The sequence below is a fragment of the Caballeronia sp. genome (assembly GCF_049581465.1).
Taxonomy (GTDB): Bacteria; Pseudomonadota; Gammaproteobacteria; order Burkholderiales; family Burkholderiaceae; genus Caballeronia.
On record NZ_JBAUSA010000416.1, the window covers coordinates 1 to 1,769 of the forward strand.

General features: G+C 61.8%; 4 protein-coding genes. All 4 read right to left on the bottom strand.

The genetic code is table 11. The annotated features are described in order from the left end of the window. Window positions 1-108 precede the first annotated feature (108 nt). On the bottom strand, window positions 109-384 hold the full coding sequence (locus tag WCA53_RS10445; protein WP_423908794.1) for an XRE family transcriptional regulator: 276 nt from the start codon (window positions 382-384) through the stop codon (window positions 109-111). A gap of 422 nt (window positions 385-806) precedes the next feature. Beyond that, window positions 807-1,010: a DUF3717 domain-containing protein gene (locus WCA53_RS10450; protein ID WP_423908797.1), complete on the bottom strand. Its 204-nt coding sequence runs from the start codon at window positions 1,008-1,010 to the stop codon at window positions 807-809. Window positions 1,011-1,052: 42 nt separating this feature from the next. Beyond that, window positions 1,053-1,352, bottom strand: a complete 300-nt coding sequence (locus tag WCA53_RS10455; RefSeq protein ID WP_423908800.1) for a hypothetical protein — start codon at window positions 1,350-1,352, stop codon at window positions 1,053-1,055. A gap of 58 nt (window positions 1,353-1,410) precedes the next feature. After that, window positions 1,411-1,769 (bottom strand): antirestriction protein (locus WCA53_RS10460; protein ID WP_423908803.1); only part of this gene is annotated, 359 nt, incomplete at its 5' end.

The window sequence follows — 1,769 nt, forward strand, 5'->3', positions numbered from 1 at the left end:
GGAGGGAGGAGTACACGGATCGGCGTACGCTCGATATCAGCGGGACGGATGCTGCGGTTCGGTGCGATCCCCCGGAAGCACGCTTAAACCGCCGTGTTTTTGCGCTAATCAATTGGCCGTGTCTTCGCCAGAGTCCGTCCGTTCCGGGGCAATTCGCATCTCGGCCTCAAGCCAGATCCGCTCGAAACCGGCAATGTCGCAAAGAATCGCCCATGCCGAATAGGGAATCGGCGCCTCTTCGCTCATCCAGCGTCGCACCTGCCGGCCGCCATGTTCACTCAGTCCGAGCAAACGCGCCACGCCGCGTCCGGACATTCCGACGCGTCGTACGATCTCCTGAACCTCCGGGCCACTCGGCCGCTCCCATCCTTCGTCCGCTGGCAAAAAACATTCGGAGCGAATTTTGACCTCATAGCTGCTACTCATCATTTTTTCCGTCGTGTTTCTATTTATCGTGCACACCCTACTTGTCGGCTGTAAGCCGCACGAGTCGTGGCGTGGAGCGCGATTCGCCTACGGATCGTGCCCCCACGGCTTCGCCGCGGAGGAATCACGCAACCTTCGGTTGCCTGACGACCCCAGCCATGGTCATTTCAGGCCAGCCCGGATCGTCCCTTCACTACGCTACGGGCCGGCGCGCACCGCACGCCTACTGGCGCGGGTCCCCAGGCGCCTCGATCCGGGCGCTCGGCGCGCGCGAGACGTCAATGGTGCCCTAAACCCCGGTTCGGCAGGAAGGAGGGGCACACCCGCCTGCGGCAAATGTCCGAGGTCTCAGAACGGCGCAGCCTGCGGGGAGGGGGTGTTCAGTTCGCCACGCTGATTGCCGCTGTCTGTTCAGGAGTCAAGGTGGCCGCGTCTACAACGTCCGCACGCACATAGATCATCCATCCATAGATATCGGCAAGTACACGCGCCTCGAGGCACAGCGACGCATCATCGCCCGAAGTTTGCCGGGTACGCCAAATATTGATCGCCTCTTCAATCTGGGTGATTGTAATTGTTCCCATCGAGCCTCCAACGTCCGCGCGCCCTGGCGCGGACAATGACTGTTAGATTCCGGCGTCACGTGCGGCCAATATTGGGGCGCGGGGCGGTACACGCTCAAGCTGCGCGAGGGCTGCGCGTGCGAGCGCCCGTAACTCGTCGCGGTGCATTTCGATTGCGTGGCCGTCGCGGTCGAACATATTAGCGATGCGGTGCAGCGCGTCGGCCGAGGTCGCGGCCGCATCAGCGGACAACGCCATGCGGAATAGTTCGGCGCGCACCATCGACCGGTCGCCGTACTGGTAGACGGCCAATAATGGGAGAAGGGCAGTAAGCCACGTGGGGCGGATGTTCGCGGTGTCCATCGTTTCCTCGCAAGGGGAGACAGTGAAAAGCCCCGACCCGAAGGGCAGGGCCGGTTCGTTAGTCGATTGCCTGCAGAATCTCTGCGGCCTCAGCGTGCGTCATCGCGTACTCACGCAGCGCGTGATAGTGATCGATGATCTTGTCGTTGCCCGTCTTCTCGGCGAGATGACAAAGCGCGAACAACGTGACGACAACCCCGAAGGCATCCGTGCCCACCGTGCCGTCATAGCCGTCGCCATGCCATTGCACCCGCAGACTCGGACCAGCATGCGCCGGGGCCATATAGAAGCCACCGTTGGACAATTCGAAGAAGTCCCAAGAACCGCCTCGATAGTCGTGCGAAAGGCGCGAAGCCCAGGTATAGATCATTGACTCGCCACGCAGAAAATGCGCGCCCAGATAACGCGGCAGGACGT